Source organism: Sphingorhabdus sp. YGSMI21, from assembly GCF_002776575.1.
In the GTDB taxonomy this organism is placed as follows: Bacteria; Pseudomonadota; Alphaproteobacteria; order Sphingomonadales; family Sphingomonadaceae; genus Parasphingorhabdus.
The window spans coordinates 1638592-1652629 of sequence record NZ_CP022548.1 but is presented as its reverse complement, the minus strand read 5'-3'; the positions used below and the strand labels follow the sequence as shown (position 1 = coordinate 1652629).

General features: G+C 58.2%; 13 protein-coding genes and 1 pseudogene. 6 read left to right on the top strand and 8 right to left on the bottom strand.

Features of this window, described 5'->3' with window-relative positions; translation table 11 throughout:
- Nucleotides 1-129: 129 nt before the first annotated feature.
- Complete coding sequence (locus CHN51_RS08035) at nucleotides 130-3714, top strand: error-prone DNA polymerase (protein WP_100093550.1); 3585 nt, start codon at nucleotides 130-132, stop codon at nucleotides 3712-3714.
- A 33-nt stretch (nucleotides 3715-3747) separates the two neighbouring features.
- Here the strand turns inward: CHN51_RS08035 and CHN51_RS08030 are convergent, their stop codons facing one another.
- Nucleotides 3748-5664 (bottom strand): EAL domain-containing protein, encoded by a 1917-nt coding sequence (locus tag CHN51_RS08030; protein WP_100093549.1) that lies wholly within the window; start codon nucleotides 5662-5664, stop codon nucleotides 3748-3750.
- Between the two features lie 203 nt (nucleotides 5665-5867).
- Nucleotides 5868-7127: an ACS family MFS transporter gene (locus CHN51_RS08025; RefSeq protein ID WP_100093548.1), complete on the bottom strand. Its 1260-nt coding sequence runs from the start codon at nucleotides 7125-7127 to the stop codon at nucleotides 5868-5870.
- A gap of 141 nt (nucleotides 7128-7268) precedes the next feature.
- On the opposite strand from CHN51_RS08025, the gene hppD reads away from it, so the two are divergent.
- The 3 genes from hppD (at nucleotide 7269) to CHN51_RS08010 (ending at nucleotide 10057) form a co-directional block, all read left to right on the top strand.
- Complete coding sequence (hppD, locus tag CHN51_RS08020) at nucleotides 7269-8369, top strand: 4-hydroxyphenylpyruvate dioxygenase (RefSeq protein ID WP_100093547.1); 1101 nt, start codon at nucleotides 7269-7271, stop codon at nucleotides 8367-8369.
- Nucleotides 8369-8917 (top strand): VOC family protein, encoded by a 549-nt coding sequence (locus tag CHN51_RS08015; RefSeq protein ID WP_100093546.1) that lies wholly within the window; start codon nucleotides 8369-8371, stop codon nucleotides 8915-8917. Before hppD ends, CHN51_RS08015 begins: the two co-directional genes overlap by 1 nt.
- Before the next feature lie 129 nt (nucleotides 8918-9046).
- The gene (locus CHN51_RS08010) at nucleotides 9047-10057 is read left to right on the top strand and encodes a fumarylacetoacetate hydrolase family protein (protein WP_100093545.1); all 1011 of its coding nucleotides are present in this window, start codon (nucleotides 9047-9049) and stop codon (nucleotides 10055-10057) included.
- Between the two features lie 577 nt (nucleotides 10058-10634).
- Here CHN51_RS08010 and CHN51_RS08005 read toward each other — a convergent pair.
- Complete coding sequence (locus CHN51_RS08005) at nucleotides 10635-10820, bottom strand: hypothetical protein (RefSeq protein ID WP_100093544.1); 186 nt, start codon at nucleotides 10818-10820, stop codon at nucleotides 10635-10637.
- A gap of 13 nt (nucleotides 10821-10833) precedes the next feature.
- Here CHN51_RS08005 and CHN51_RS08000 point away from each other — a divergent pair, with 13 nt between their 5' ends.
- Nucleotides 10834-10968: a hypothetical protein gene (locus CHN51_RS08000; RefSeq protein WP_346426337.1), complete on the top strand. Its 135-nt coding sequence runs from the start codon at nucleotides 10834-10836 to the stop codon at nucleotides 10966-10968.
- Nucleotides 10969-11048: 80 nt separating this feature from the next.
- On the opposite strand, the gene CHN51_RS07995 is transcribed toward CHN51_RS08000, so the two are convergent.
- The 5 genes and pseudogenes from CHN51_RS07995 to CHN51_RS07980 form a co-directional block, all read right to left on the bottom strand.
- Entirely contained in the window at nucleotides 11049-11513 is a 465-nt protein-coding gene (locus CHN51_RS07995) for a hypothetical protein (protein WP_100093543.1), read from the bottom strand.
- 67 nt (nucleotides 11514-11580) lie between these two features.
- The gene (locus CHN51_RS20305; RefSeq protein WP_276308614.1) at nucleotides 11581-11706 is read right to left on the bottom strand and encodes a hypothetical protein; all 126 of its coding nucleotides are present in this window, start codon (nucleotides 11704-11706) and stop codon (nucleotides 11581-11583) included.
- A gap of 215 nt (nucleotides 11707-11921) precedes the next feature.
- The gene (locus CHN51_RS07990; protein ID WP_123906275.1) at nucleotides 11922-12302 is read right to left on the bottom strand and encodes a hypothetical protein; all 381 of its coding nucleotides are present in this window, start codon (nucleotides 12300-12302) and stop codon (nucleotides 11922-11924) included.
- Nucleotides 12303-12393: 91 nt separating this feature from the next.
- A complete protein-coding gene (locus CHN51_RS07985; RefSeq protein WP_123906274.1) occupies nucleotides 12394-12675 on the bottom strand; it encodes a hypothetical protein in 282 nt (93 codons plus the stop codon).
- Between the two features lie 114 nt (nucleotides 12676-12789).
- A pseudogene (locus CHN51_RS07980) lies at nucleotides 12790-12987 on the bottom strand (Lrp/AsnC ligand binding domain-containing protein); the annotation flags it as partial.
- A 106-nt stretch (nucleotides 12988-13093) separates the two neighbouring features.
- Here CHN51_RS07980 and CHN51_RS07975 point away from each other — a divergent pair.
- Nucleotides 13094-13993, top strand: coding sequence for an aspartyl protease family protein (locus CHN51_RS07975; protein WP_100093539.1), 900 nt, complete (start codon nucleotides 13094-13096; stop codon nucleotides 13991-13993).
- Nucleotides 13994-14038 lie beyond the last annotated feature (45 nt).

Genomic DNA, 14038 nt, shown 5'->3' with positions numbered 1-14038 from the left:
TGCAAAGCAAGCTAGGCAAAGTTGGATGAGGGGGTTCGCGGATCCGATAGAGCGGAGCACCCTCACCCAGCTACGACTAGCGAACAAGTTCGCAAGTCTGTGCAACCCTCTCCCTCAAGGGAGAGGGCAATGACGATATTCGCCGAACTCGCGGCCTCCAGCCATTACAGCTTTCTGCGCGGAGCCTCCTCCCCCGCCGACATGGTGATGCAGGCGATGGCGCTCGGCATGACCGGCATCGGTATCGCCGACCGCAACAGCGTCGCCGGTGTCGTGCGGGCGCATGCAGCGCTGCGCCGGGCGCGCGAGGATGCAACGGAAGAAGGGCTGGTGCTGCCCGCGCTCAAGCTGATCGTCGGGTCGCGGCTGGTCTTTGCCGACGAGACGCCGGAGGTGATTGTCTATCCCCGCAACCGGCGCGGCTGGGGGCGGCTGACGCGGCTGCTCTCGACCGGCAATTTGCGGGCGGAGAAGGGGGCATGTTTTTTATATGAGGCGGATTTGCTGGAATGGTGCAGCGAGGACTGGGCGCTAATCATTTTAGCCCCTCCCCTTCAGGGGAGGGGTTGGGGTGGGGAAGTCCGTCAAAGAAATTCAGAAGCTGGCATCGAGCCAGCTTCTTCATATCCCACCCCTTCCCCCTCCCTTAAAAGGGAGGGGCTTATTACGAACCTCCACTCGCTCACCCCCCATATCTGGCTGGGCGCGGTCATGCCGCGGTCCGGGCCGGACAAGCGTCATCTTGCCAGACTACATGATCTCTCCGAAGCAACCGGCATCCCGCTCCTGGCAACCAACAACCCGCTCTATGCAACGCCCGAACAGCGTCCGCTGCACGACATCCTGACCTGCATCGCCGAGAAGACCACAATTCCCAAAGCCGGCCGCCTGCTCGCCGCCAATGCCGAGCGCTTTCTCAAGCCCCCGGCCGAAATGGCGCGCCTGTTCCGCGACCATCCCGAGGCGCTGGCCGAGACACAGAAGTTGCTCCAGCTCGTCGATTTCACGCTCGACGAACTGAGCTATCATTATCCCGACGAACCGGTACCCAAAGGATGGACACCGCAGGACTGGCTGGAGCATCTCGCATGGTCCGCAGCCCGTGAACGGCATGGCGAGACGCTGCCCGAACGGTTGCGCGCCAAGGTCGAGGAGGAATTGCGGCTCATCGCGAAAATGGAATATGCGCCCTATTTCCTGACCGTCCATGACATCGTCAAATTTGCCCAGGACCAGGGCATACTCTGCCAGGGGCGCGGATCGGCGGCGAACAGCGCGGTCTGCTATCTGCTCGGCATCACCTCGGCCGATCCGATGGAACATGACCTGCTCTTCTCCCGTTTCATTTCCGAGGAGCGCCGCGAACCGCCGGATATCGACGTAGATTTCGAACATGAGCGGCGCGAGGAGGTGATTCAATATATCTATGCCCGCTATGGCCGCCACCGCGCCGGGATTGCCGCGACCGTGATCCACTATCGCTCGCGCAGCGCGATCCGCGAGGTCGGCAAGGCGCTCGGCCTGTCGGAGGATATCACCAGCCGCCTGTCGAGCACCGTCTGGGGCAGTCACGGCGGCAAGACACCCGACAAGCGCTTTGCCGAAACCGGACTCGACCCGGACAATCCGGAGATCCGGCGGCTCGGCGATCTGGTGCAGCAGATCCTGCAATTTCCCCGCCACCTGTCGCAGCATGTCGGCGGCTTCGTGCTGACCCAGGACCGGCTCGACGAGACCGTGCCGATCCACAATGCGGCGATGGACGACCGCACGTTCATCGAGTGGGACAAAGATGATATCGACGCGCTCGGCCTGATGAAGGTCGATATATTGGCGCTCGGCATGCTGACCTGCATCCGCAAGGCGTTCGATATGCTCAATATATTAGAGGGGCGTATTGATGAACCGTGCTCCGCACTTGATGCGGAGCCCTGCACGGAGGTCAGCGATCGCGGCCCCGAGCTCCGCATCAAGTGCGGAGCACAAGCCCTCACCCTCCAGAACGTCCCCCACGAAGACCCGGCGACCTATGACATGCTGTGCAAGGGCGACAGTATCGGCGTGTTCCAGGTCGAGAGCCGGGCCCAGATCAACATGTTGCCGCGGCTGAAACCGCGCGAATTTTATGATCTGGTGATCCAGGTGGCGATTGTCCGCCCCGGCCCGATCGAGGGCGATATGGTGCATCCCTATCTGCGGCGGCGTTCGGGCATGGAGAAGGTGACCCTGCCCTCGCCCGCCCCGCCGCATGATCCGGACGAGCTGAAATCCGTGCTCGGCCGGACCTTCGGCGTGCCCCTGTTTCAGGAACAGGCGATGAAGCTGGCGATCGTCGCCGCCGATTTCTCGCCCGGCGATGCCAACAAGCTGCGCCGCGCGATGGCAACTTTCCGCAATGTCGGCACGATCCACCATTTCGAGGCGAAGATGATCGAGGGCATGGCCGCCAAGGGCTATGACCGCGATTTCGCCGAGCGTTGCTACAAGCAGATCCAGGGGTTCGGCAGCTACGGCTTTCCCGAAAGCCACGCGATCAGCTTTGCCCGGCTGGTCTATGTCTCGAGCTGGATCAAATGCCACCACCCGGCGGTGTTCGCGGCGGCTTTGCTCAATTCGCAGCCGATGGGATTTTATGCGCCGGCGCAGCTGGTCAGGGATGCGCGCGAGCATGGGGTGGAGGTGCGGGGACCGGATGTGAATTTCAGTGACTGGAATAACCGGGTGGAGGTTGAGGAGCAGGGTGTTTCAAAAGATCCGTTCGGGCTGAGCTTGTCGAAGCCCCTGGACAGCGTGTGCGGAGGCGTCCTTCGACAGGCTCAGGACGAACGGCGTTCCACCCCTAACCCCTCCCTCCGCATCGGCTTGCGCCAGATCGACGGTTTCCGTGAAGCATGGGCGCAACAAATCCTCGCCGCGCGGCCCTTTAAGACTATCGAAGAACTCGCCCATAAGGCCAATCTCCCCGCCCGCGCCCTGCGTCTGCTCGCCGACGCCGATGCCTGCCGTTCGTTGGGGCTGGACCGGCGGCAGGCGCTGTGGGAAGTGCGCCGGACTCCGGTCAATACATTGCCGCTGTTCGAGGCCGCACAGGCGAAGGAACTGGGACAGGAAGCGGACGCACGCTTGCCGGCCATGACCAAGGGCGAGCATGTTGTCGCAGACTATCAAAGCGTCCGTCTGTCGCTGAAAGGCCATCCGATGGAATTTCTGCGCGAACGCTTGCGGGACTTGGGCGTGCTCAGCTGCGCGGAACTGGCGCGCGCCAAAAACGGGTCGCAAGCCAAGGTCGCCGGCGTTGTGCTGATCCGGCAACGGCCCGGCAAGGGCAATGCCGTGTTCATCACGCTGGAGGATGAAAGCGGCGTCGCCAATCTGCTGCTCTGGGCCAGCCGGTTCGAGAAAATGCGCCGTCCGGTGATGGCGGCCCGGCTGATGCTCGCCACCGGCGAGGTCCAGCGCAGCGTCGAGGGCGTGACTCATTTGATGACCAGCCGAGTGGAGGATTATACCTTCATGCTGGACGATATAAGTGACCGCGACCGGCCGGACATGCCGCTATCCCGCGCCGACGAGGTCAAGCGGCCCATCTATCGCAACGAGGACCGCTGGGCGGCGCGGCAGGACGAACAGGCGACAGGACCGCAGCCCGCCTATCCGCGCCACGGTCATCCCCGCAATGTCAGGATTTTGCCGAAATCACGGGATTTTCATTGACCGGCGGAAGACATCCTGTACCGCGCGAGCGGATCAGCCGTTGACCGCATCCAGCGCGACAACGTCTTCAGCCACCGCGTCCTGCCCTGCAAGACAGGTGAGCAATTCCCCGTCGGTCATCGGTATTCCGAACAGATAGCCCTGCACCATATGCGTGCCAACCCGCTTGGCAATGACCAGCTGGATTTCATCCTCGACCCCTTCAAGGAGGCAGTCGACGCCAAGCGTTCTGGCCATACCCACCAGCGAATGGAGAATTTTCTCGGTCATCGGGTCCGAGACGTCCTTCATGAAGGAACGGTCCACCTTCAGCTTGCTGATCGGTAGCGTCCGCAAATAGCTGAAATTGGAATAGCCGGTGCCGAAATCATCGAGCGCCAGCGGGTGACCCAGCGCCGCCAGCCGCAACATGTTGCTGCTCGCCTTGTGCGTGTCCGCCATCATCGCCGTTTCAGTGACCTCGAATTCAAGCAGGGCCGGATCCAGTTCGCTGGCCTGGACCTGCGCGATAATCTGGCTGATGATCTGATCGGAGATAAGATCATGGCCCGACAGGTTGATCGAAAGCGGGATCGGGTCCTTCCAGCTTTTCAGGGCCGCAATCGCCTGTTTCAGGACAGCCAGGGTGATATTGGCAATCAGGCCGCTTTCCTCGGCGACCTCGATGAATCGCGTCGGCATGATCTCGCCGATGACCGGGCTTTTCCAGCGGGCAAGCGCCTCCGCCCGGACAATCCTGTTTTTGCCGAGATCGAACTGCGGCTGGAACAGCAGGTCGATTTCGGTGTCGAAATCGGCCACGCGCAGGGCTTGCTCGATCCGGAACCGTTCGGCGGCCACCGCGGCATGTTCCTCGCAGAAGACAACCACCCGGTTCTTGCCCTGTTTCTTCGCGTGCAGCAACGCATAGTCGGTATCGCGGATAAGCTGCGCGTCGCCTGCCACCGGGTCAATCTGGTGACAGCCGATGGATGCGGAGATCTGGACCAGACGATCCTCGATCAGATAGACCCGGGCAATATATTCCAGCAGCCCCCGGCACCAGGCCTCGACGATGCACGGTTCGGCGCTGTTGGGCAGGATGATGTTGAACTCGTCACCGCCCATGCGGCTGAGATGCGCCTTGGCACCGCAATAGTCCTGCATGCGGGTGGCTACCGCTTTCAGCAGCTCGTCGCCGATCAGATGGCCGTAACCGTCATTGACCGCCTTGAATCCGTCCAGGTCGAGCAAGACCAGCCAGGTGGCAAAGCCCGCTCCCTTGTCGCCCTTGCTCGTACGCAAGGTTTCGAAAAAGGCCCGGCGGTTCGGCAGGCCGGTCAGACTGTCGGACAGCGAGAGATGGCGCATTTCCTCACTCAGCACCTGTGCCTCTTCCAGCCTGTTCTCCGCTTCATATCTGGCCAGAGCGGTACGACCGACCGCCCGGCGAAGATAGAAAGTGATGGCAATGGCGGTCATCGCCGCAGCCGATGTGACGAAAGCATAGTCGACCAGAAGCTCCGGCGCGTTTTTCAGCAATGTGTAGAATAATCCGGCTATCACCGCGGCGATCGAGACCAGCGCCTGCTTCATGCTGGTACAGGCCAGAGCGAAGACCATGACCATGATGATGAAATAGACCAGATCGGCCTGGGCGAATTTGATTTCCATCGCGATCATGACATTGGCCAGCATGAACAGATTGGCGATGGTCGTGATAATGTGCAGATCGGCAAAAGCGTCGGGTTTGCGCAATCCGTACCAGAAAAATGCGAGCACCATGCTGGCGATGGACGATGCGGTGACGATGGCCAGCAGACCGGACCCGCTGTGCACGCCGAAGTGCAGCAGCGTCAGAACGGCATAATAGACAGCGGCAACCCCGAAATACCCCCGGATCATGGGACGGTAAATTTTGGCGACGTACGGAGCGATGTCCGGACTGCTCGAGGTGGATGCAATGGTCATATGTTCCCGCGGCGGGCATATCCAGATAAAGTTAATAATCTGTATTTACGTCATTATTTCCGCGCGATTAAGGCCGCGTGTTTTCCATGGGCCTGTGGCTCGCCGGCGACCGTCGAGCGCGGCGGGATATCCGGCATGCCCGCGAAGGGGGGAACGGGCTGCAGATCATCGATCCGCGCCGGTGCTGGCGCAGTCCGTAATGGCTAGGCGGAAACGGCCGCGAACTGGCGCTCGCCGCTGCCGAAGACGAGATAGAAAATCAGACCGAAGGCGGCGACGGCTGCCGCGACCTGGAAAACCAGCGCCCAGGACCCGGTTATGTCCAAAATCCAGCCGCTGACCAGCACGCCGATGATGCCGGGAATAGTGCCGGCGGTGTTGGTGATCCCCATCAGCGTGCCGGCATGTTCCGGCGCGATGTCCATATGGTTGACGAAAAAGCCGCTGACCGCAAAGGCGCCAAGCGCGCTGCCGACGGTCATGATGGTGATTGCGGTAACGGCATCCTCCGCCTGCGCAACCAGCAGCAGCGCCGCGATGCTGCCGCCAAAGCCGATCAGCATCATCAGCTTGCGGACATGGGTGATGGTCATGCCCCGTCCGATCAGCCGGTCGGCCACCACTCCGGAGAGATTGATGCACAGGAACAGCGCGATATGCGGCATCATCGCAAAATAGCCGACCGAGGCATAGTCGACGCCCAGCCCCTTGGTGACAAAAGTCGGCAGCCAGGCGAGCAGCACATAGAACCACCAGTTGTTACAGAAATGGGCCACGATCACGGCCCAGACCGGCATGTTGGTCATCAGCGCCCGCCACGGCGTGGGCCCGACAGGCGTATCGGCAATCGTGTCGGCGGCAATCAGGTCCAGTTCCGCCTGGCTGATACCGGGTTGCAGGCGGGGGCTCGATGCGATGCAAAAATACCAGACGGCGCACCAGATGAAACCGACGCCGCCGAACAGATAGAACACCCATTCCCAGCCCCAGGCGGCCACGATCACCGGGGTTGCCAGCAGCGCGAAGACCGTGCCCAGCGGAATGCCGCTGTTGGAAAAGCCGGCGGAGCGCGAACGCTCCCGGACCGGTATCCAGCGGGCGTAGAGCGCATAAATCGCCGGGAAAGTGACGGCTTCGCCCATGCCCATCACTATCCGGGCGACGATCAGCACGGCGATGCCCAGTGCGGCTGCCGGAGGGGCGACCAATGTAAAGAGCGACCAGACCAATACGCCGAAGCCCAGAACGACCTTGCCACCATAACGATCGGCCAGCTTGCCGCCGACCACCTGGGTGAGCAGATAGCCGATGAAGAAACTCGAGAGCACCAGCCCCTGTGTCGACAGGTCCCAGCCATAGGTTTCGACCATCGGAATGATCGCGACCGAGATCGCAACCCGGTCCATATAACAGATGAAAATAGCCAGAAAGGCCATGAAGGCCAGCTGATGGCGTTTCTGCATATAGATCCTCCCCGATGCGCCGCCCGTCCCGTTTTCCCGGACAGATCGACCGGCTAATGTCTTGCATATCCGCTGCGGATTCCCTATAGTATCATTTGTAACTATAACGCGCCACGGCGCCTGTTGTCCCGAGGAAATATTGTGGCTGATCTGTTTGAAAATCCCGTTGGTCTCGACGGTTTTGAATTTGTCGAATTTTGCGCGCCCGAGCGCGGTGTGCTCGAACCGGTGTTCGAAGTCATGGGCTTTACCCGCATCGCCCAGCATCGCAGCAAGGATGTCCATCTCTGGCGGCAGGGCGGCATCAACCTGATCATCAATTACGAGCCGAAATCGGCGGCCTGGTATTTTGCCCGCGAACATGGTCCTTCGGCCTGCGGCATGGCGTTCCGGGTGAAAGACGCGCGCAAGGCTTATGCCTGGCTGCTCGAAAAGGGCGCAGAGCCGGTGCATGTCGAGACCGGACCAATGGAATTGCATATCCCGGCGATCCGCGGCATCGGCGGGGCGATTCTCTATCTGGTCGACCGCTATGATGGCGGCGAGCGCGGCGAGAATCTGTCGATCTACGACATTGATTTCGAATATCTGCCGGGCGTGGACCGCAATCCGGTTGGCGCCGGTTTCCACACGATCGATCACCTGACCCACAATGTCTATGGCGGCCGGATGAAATATTGGGCCGACTATTACGAGACTTTGTTCAACTTCCGCGAAATCCGCTTCTTCGACATCAAGGGCGAATATACCGGCCTGACCTCCAAGGCGCTGACCGCGCCGGACGGCAAGATCCGTATTCCGCTCAACGAGGAAGGCGAAGGCGGCAAGGGCCAGATCGAGGAATTCCTGCGCGAGTTCAACGGTGAAGGTATCCAGCATATCGCGCTCATCTGCGATGATCTGGTCGCCTGCTGGGACCGGCTCAAGGCGCTCGGCGTACCGTTCATGACCGCGCCACCAGCAACCTATTACGAGATGCTCGACGGCCGCCTGCCTGGCCATGGCGAGGACGTCAACGCGCTGCAGACGCGTGGCATATTGCTCGACGGCACCACGGAAGGCGGCGAGCCGCGCTTGCTGTTGCAGATCTTTGCCGAAGCGCAGGTCGGACCGGTTTTCTTTGAATTCATCCAGAGAAAGGGCGATGACGGTTTTGGCGAGGGCAATTTCAAGGCCCTGTTCGAGAGCATCGAACGCGACCAGGTATCGCGCGGGGTGCTGAATGTAGAGGAGCCGGTATAATGGCCGCACCCAAGATCAACGGCATCCACCATGTCGCCTATCGCTGCAAGGATGCGAAAGAGACGGTCGATTTCTACCAGCGGGTGATGGGCATGGATTTCCAGCTCGCCTTTGCCGAGAATGAAGTGCCGTCGACCGGCGAACATGATCCCTATATGCACATTTTCCTCGATGCCGGCGGCGGCAATGTCCTCGCCTTTTTCGAACTGCCCGAGCAGCCGGACATGGACCGCGACCAGAATACCCCGGCCTGGGTCCAGCATATTGCCTTCAAGGTGAACTCGCTCGACGATCTGATGGCGGCCAAGGCCAATGCCGAAGCCGAAGGTCTCGAAGTTCTAGGCCCGACCCATCACGGTATTTTCAAGTCGATCTATTTCTTCGATCCCAACGGCCATAGGCTGGAACTGGCCTGCGATATCGGCACCGAAGAGGAAATGACCGAATTGCGCCGCGTCGCTCCCGCGATGCTCGAGGAATGGAGCCGGACGAAAAAGGCGCCGCAACATGCCGCCTGGCTGCACGAGAAAGCCCGCGACGAACATTAGGTTTTCGCATTGAACAATTTTGTGCTCCTGCGTAGGCAGGAGTCCATCTCCCGAAGTTTCCGCTAGAGGCAATGGTGAGAGATGGGCCCCCGCCTTCGCGGGGGAACGGAGCAGGATGAAGGAACGCACATGAAACTCGCTACCCTGAAAAATGACACCCGCGACGGCCGCCTTGTTGTGGTCTCCAAGGACCTCACTCGCTGCTGCGAAGCGAACCATATTGCCCCGACCCTGCAGGCGGCGCTGGATGACTGGGAAAATTGCGCGCCGAAACTGGAAGCGCTCTACCGCGATGTCGAACATGAAACGGTACCCTGCGAACGCTTTCACGAGCGGCTCGCCGAATCCCCCCTGCCCCGCGCCTATCAATGGGCCGACGGCAGCGCCTATATCAATCATGTCGAACTGGTCCGCAAAGCCCGTGGCGCCGAAGTGCCCGAGAGTTTCTACAGCGATCCGCTGATGTATCAGGGCGGCAGCGACGCCTTCCTCGGCCCGCGCGACGATATTCCGCTCGGCGATCCCAAATGGGGCTGCGACATGGAAGGCGAAGTCGCGGTCATCACCGATGATGTACCCATGGGCGCCAGCGCCGAAGACGCAGCCGGTCATATCAAGCTGGTGATGCTGTGCAACGATGTGTCCCTGCGCGGCCTGATCCCCGGCGAGCTGGCCAAGGGCTTCGGCTTTTTCCAGTCAAAACCGCCATCGGCTTTCTCCCCGGTCTGCGTCACCCCCGATGAATTGGGCGACGCGTGGAAAGGTTCGGTCATCCATCTGCCTCTGCAGGTCGACTATAACCGCGAACCCTTCGGCCGCGCCAATGCCGGAGCAGATGCCACGTTCAGCCTAGCCGATCTGGTCGCCCATGCCGCCAAGACCCGTCCGCTGTCCGCCGGCACGATCATCGGCTCCGGCACCGTATCCAACCAGGGCCCCGACGGCGATCCCGGCAAGCCTGTGTCCGAAGGCGGCCTCGGCTATAGCTGTATCGCCGAAATCCGGATGATCGAGACGATCAACACCGGCGAGGCGAAGACCCCGTTTATGTCGGCTGGCGATACGGTGAAAATCCAGATGCTGGATGCGGACGGTCATTCGATCTTTGGCGCTATCCGGCAGGAGGTTGTGGCGGTTTGATGGGGTTGGTTATTCGCGGGTGAATTGGGTGTTCGCTGTAACCCGCAATTGGGCACTAGAGCAAAAATCAATGATCATCCGATTTGAATTTTATGGACACGTCCACTGAATAGTTTGATTTAGATGGCACGTAATCGAAATTGGTGGGTGGATTCGGAGCGGACGCATCATGCGACTGTTGCCAGTCTTTCAGTGCAAGCGGCAACATACGGAACAGAGTTCTGGTTGGCTTTAAGCTAAGTGCAGCGTCGCGATGCCGTTCGTGCATTCCATCCTTGTTCATAAGGCTGAGGTAAAAACTACAATATTCCCATACGTATCTGTGACGCTTGTTTCTCTTTTGAGATACTGAGCGTGCGGCCTTCTCAAAATAACGTCTCGCTCCCTCATAGTCGCGTTCCAGTAGCCTTATTCGACCACCCAAAGCTAAATGTCGTGCCTCAATGCTCTCTTCAAACTGCGAGTAGTATTTTTTTGCCAATTCGACGTCATCCTCACAACAGGCCTCCACGCAATTTGCTACCGCGAACGGTTGAGCCAGCGCCCGCCAGATTCTAGTTATCACGCTGGCCATTTATCAAAACAAAAACTCCATCAGTAAACAAGACGCAGATTGTGTTAGCCGAGTAACATTTGTCAACAGCCATGAAGCTATCCGCTCCATCGCGAAGCTCGCTAACACGTCGGACAAGGGCACCGCCTTGATCAGCTTCTTGTACACCCGGTCATAGTCGACGACATCACGGACCAGCAGCTGTTGCATCGCCGAAATCCGGATGATCGAAACGACAAACGACGGCGCGCCCAAAACGCCATTTATGTCAGCGGGCGATACGGTGAAAATCCAGATGCTGGATGCGGATGGCCATTCGATCTGCGGCGCGATCCGGCAGGAGGTTGTGGCGGTTTGATGGGGTTGGTTTTTCCGTTTGATGCGGGAGTTTAGTGATTGTCCAAGGACTTTGGTGTACGCAAATCTCGGAAGCGGGCCTTAGATTTCTTCGCTTGTTCCATGTAGCGCGGCGTACATCAAACTGAGTTCCAGGCTTAGAAGCGTAGCTGCAAACCAGAGATAGAATATCTCTGGACCTAGCCAGTTTTGCATAAAGGCGACAGGAATACTTCCCAAAAACAAGATAGCTCTGACCTTCAGGATCAAGGGCGTGCCACAATTTCTTCCAAAAAGCCCCCATTCGGGATCAGACAGTTTTTTCCAGCGACCCGGCCATGGATCAGTCCCCTGCATTGCCAAATCAATGTTATCAATGCCGCTGCGGTATGCCTTGCAGGAAATTATTCGCATGAAGAGCACAAATACAGCTGCAATAGTGGTATATAGCACTGGCTGAATGAATATTTCACGCGCGACTGACGAAAAAACAGAAACAAGCGCAAGCGTAGCTGCCATAATAGCAACCCATAGTGATCCACCCCGCAGCTTTTCATCCATCATCATGCAGAAGAATAGCGACCACTAAGTCATTTGCAAATGGAAGAAGTGACTCGACATCATGCAGGGGCTTTCAAACCGACACCGCCGTCTCATACTTAATCCGCTCCATCGCGAAGCTCGCCGACACGTCGGACAAGGGCACCGCTTTGATCAGTTTCTTGTAGACCCGGTCATAATCGGCGACATCGCGGACCAACAGCTTAATTTCGGTTCCGGCACCGTATCCAATCAGGGGCCCGAAGGCGACCTCGGCTATAGCTGCATCGTCAAATCCAGATGCTGGATGCGGACGGTCATTCGATCTTTGGCGCGATCCGGCAGGAGGTTGTGGCCGTTTGATGGGGTTGGCTGTTCGGTGATTTGGTGTCGGCTTTTTTCGAAATCGGACATTAGTTTTTCGAAGTTTCACATTCAAGGAACGTAAATCAGACCGGGTATTACTTTGTAGTTGGCGCCTTGCTCGTAAATCGTCATGTGAAGGACAAGATCTGTAACATCGCCAAAGCCATCGCAAAGGTCGATCAAGACGGTCCAATGCCCATCTTCCCACACGCAAATCGATGTTTCCCAGGACTGGCTGGTCAAAGAACCTAAACTATCAGGATAGTCAGCGATATTCGTCTTGTTGATTTCTCTGGTATCCTCGTCAACTATAGCAAATATGAAGAGTTCGTTGGCTTCGGACGTTGCACCCACCGTATACAAATCAGCGAACGCTTGCAGCCCCTCGCGCCACAAGGTTGGAATCGGCCGTTCAACTGAGGTTTCTGCTGATACCGGTACGGATGTCATTGCGTCTTGCTATTTGAAACGAAACGGTTGTTCAATGATTTGATTGGTAATTGTCCGCAATATCCCGAAAACGGACATTGGGTAACAAACATCATTGACTGAAATTAAACTGGATTTTGTCGCCAAATTTCAGTGATAACTCGGACCTTAGGTCGAGATATATTTCCAAATCTCTGGCGGGCAATCGTAAGGTTGACTCGTGATTGACTACTATCTGTATGTCTCTGGCTTCTAAATTTTCAAAAATCAGTTCGTCAAAAGCATCCCAGTTGCTGATCCCAGAAAAACCAAGTTTTACAACGTCAGTGATACCTTCAAAGATTTGTTCCTTGCGGATCACCTCATCTTCAAATGTAACTGTGTATTTTTCCATGGATAGCAATCTAACTGAGGAGTGATCTCGGATACCTGCGATTGTATTGGGAATCAAATGGGTTTCAAAGTCCCCTTTTGCGCCCATAACGGACACTAGCGTTACCCAGTCCCCTCAAACCGGCACCGCCGTCTCATATTTGATCCGCTCCATCGCAAAGCTCGCCGACACGTCGGACAGGGGTACTGCCTTGATCAGTTTCTTGTACACCCGGTCATAGTCGGCGACATCGCGGACCAGCGGTTTGAGCATATAGTCGACCTCGCCGGCCATCCGGTAGAATTCGGCCACTTCCTCGATTGCCGAAGCAGCGGCGGCGAATTGCTATATTGATTGAGTAGCGGACGCCAAGCACAGGTCGGAGCACGCCGATACACACCGCCTTGACCGCCAACGCGCCTTAGTGCAATAATACAGTATGACAGATAAATTTCCGATCGCCCTGGCGCTCGCTGCTCTCGCCGGTTGTGTGCATAGTCCTGATATTGTTTCCGCAATCGAACGGGATGCCTGCAGCACAGTAACAATTCCGCAAGAGGATGCGCTGATCAACGTCCCATTTGAGATCGTGCAGGGCCGTGTTTATGTGCAGGCGCGGGTGAACGGCGGCAACTATCACACATTTGCGGTCGATACCGGTGCCAGCGGCATGGGACGCGCCGACGCCAGTCTGACGAAAGCGCTCAGCTTACCGATCATCCAGACCACCGAAACCAGCGACGGGGTGAATGTTGCGACGGTCGATATGACCCGTTTTGACTCGCTTGAAATAGGCGGCTTTGTGCGCAAGGATCTCGACGTCATAACGCGGGATTATAGCAGCAAGGGACCCCCCGAAGCGGCGATTTCAGGCATTATCGGCCGCGAGTTTTTTGCCGACGGCTTGCTGATCATCGACTTCCCGTCCCGGACCCTGTCTTTCAGCCGGAAGCAAATGATAAAGCCCGATGCGCCGGGAGCCCTATCCTATACGCGCCCTTTCCGCGTGCCCGTGTCGATCGGCGACATCGAGACCACCGGCAATCTCGATAGCGGCGCCAATATCTTCCTCGTCCTGCCAAAGACATTATATGATCAGGTCGCCGCCAGCCCGCTTGAAACGGCAGGGAAAGGCAGACTCACCAATACGGTGATCGAAACCCATCGCGCGACCCTTCGCGGACCCGTGCGGATCGGCGCCGCGCATGAGAGCGATGTCGATATCCGCGTTTCCGACCGCTTTCCCGAACTGCTCGTCGGTGGCAAGCTGTTGCAGAAATACAGGATCGCGATTGACCAGCGTAGCCAGCGGGTCGCGATATGTTCGCCACGGGAATAAGCGGATGCGGTAGCGAGGATTTTTTGCGTCCGAAAGCGGACGCCA

Bases quoted from the DNA above. Each gene is read 5' to 3' on its own strand.
- CHN51_RS08025 (WP_100093548.1), bottom strand. From the start codon at position 7,127: ATGCAGAAACGCCATCAGCTGGCCTTCATGGCCTTTCTGGCTATTTTC.
- CHN51_RS08035 (WP_100093550.1), top strand. From the start codon at position 130: ATGACGATATTCGCCGAACTCGCGGCCTCCAGCCATTACAGCTTTCTG.
- CHN51_RS07995 (WP_100093543.1), bottom strand. From the start codon at position 11,513: ATGATGATGGATGAAAAGCTGCGGGGTGGATCACTATGGGTTGCTATT.
- CHN51_RS07985 (WP_123906274.1), bottom strand. From the start codon at position 12,675: ATGGAAAAATACACAGTTACATTTGAAGATGAGGTGATCCGCAAGGAA.
- CHN51_RS08015 (WP_100093546.1), top strand. From the start codon at position 8,369: ATGGCCGCACCCAAGATCAACGGCATCCACCATGTCGCCTATCGCTGC.
- CHN51_RS07990 (WP_123906275.1), bottom strand. From the start codon at position 12,302: ATGACATCCGTACCGGTATCAGCAGAAACCTCAGTTGAACGGCCGATT.
- CHN51_RS08005 (WP_100093544.1), bottom strand. From the start codon at position 10,820: ATGCAACAGCTGCTGGTCCGTGATGTCGTCGACTATGACCGGGTGTAC.
- CHN51_RS08030 (WP_100093549.1), bottom strand. From the start codon at position 5,664: ATGACCATTGCATCCACCTCGAGCAGTCCGGACATCGCTCCGTACGTC.
- CHN51_RS07975 (WP_100093539.1), top strand. From the start codon at position 13,094: ATGACAGATAAATTTCCGATCGCCCTGGCGCTCGCTGCTCTCGCCGGT.
- CHN51_RS08010 (WP_100093545.1), top strand. From the start codon at position 9,047: ATGAAACTCGCTACCCTGAAAAATGACACCCGCGACGGCCGCCTTGTT.
- CHN51_RS08000 (WP_346426337.1), top strand. From the start codon at position 10,834: ATGATCGAAACGACAAACGACGGCGCGCCCAAAACGCCATTTATGTCA.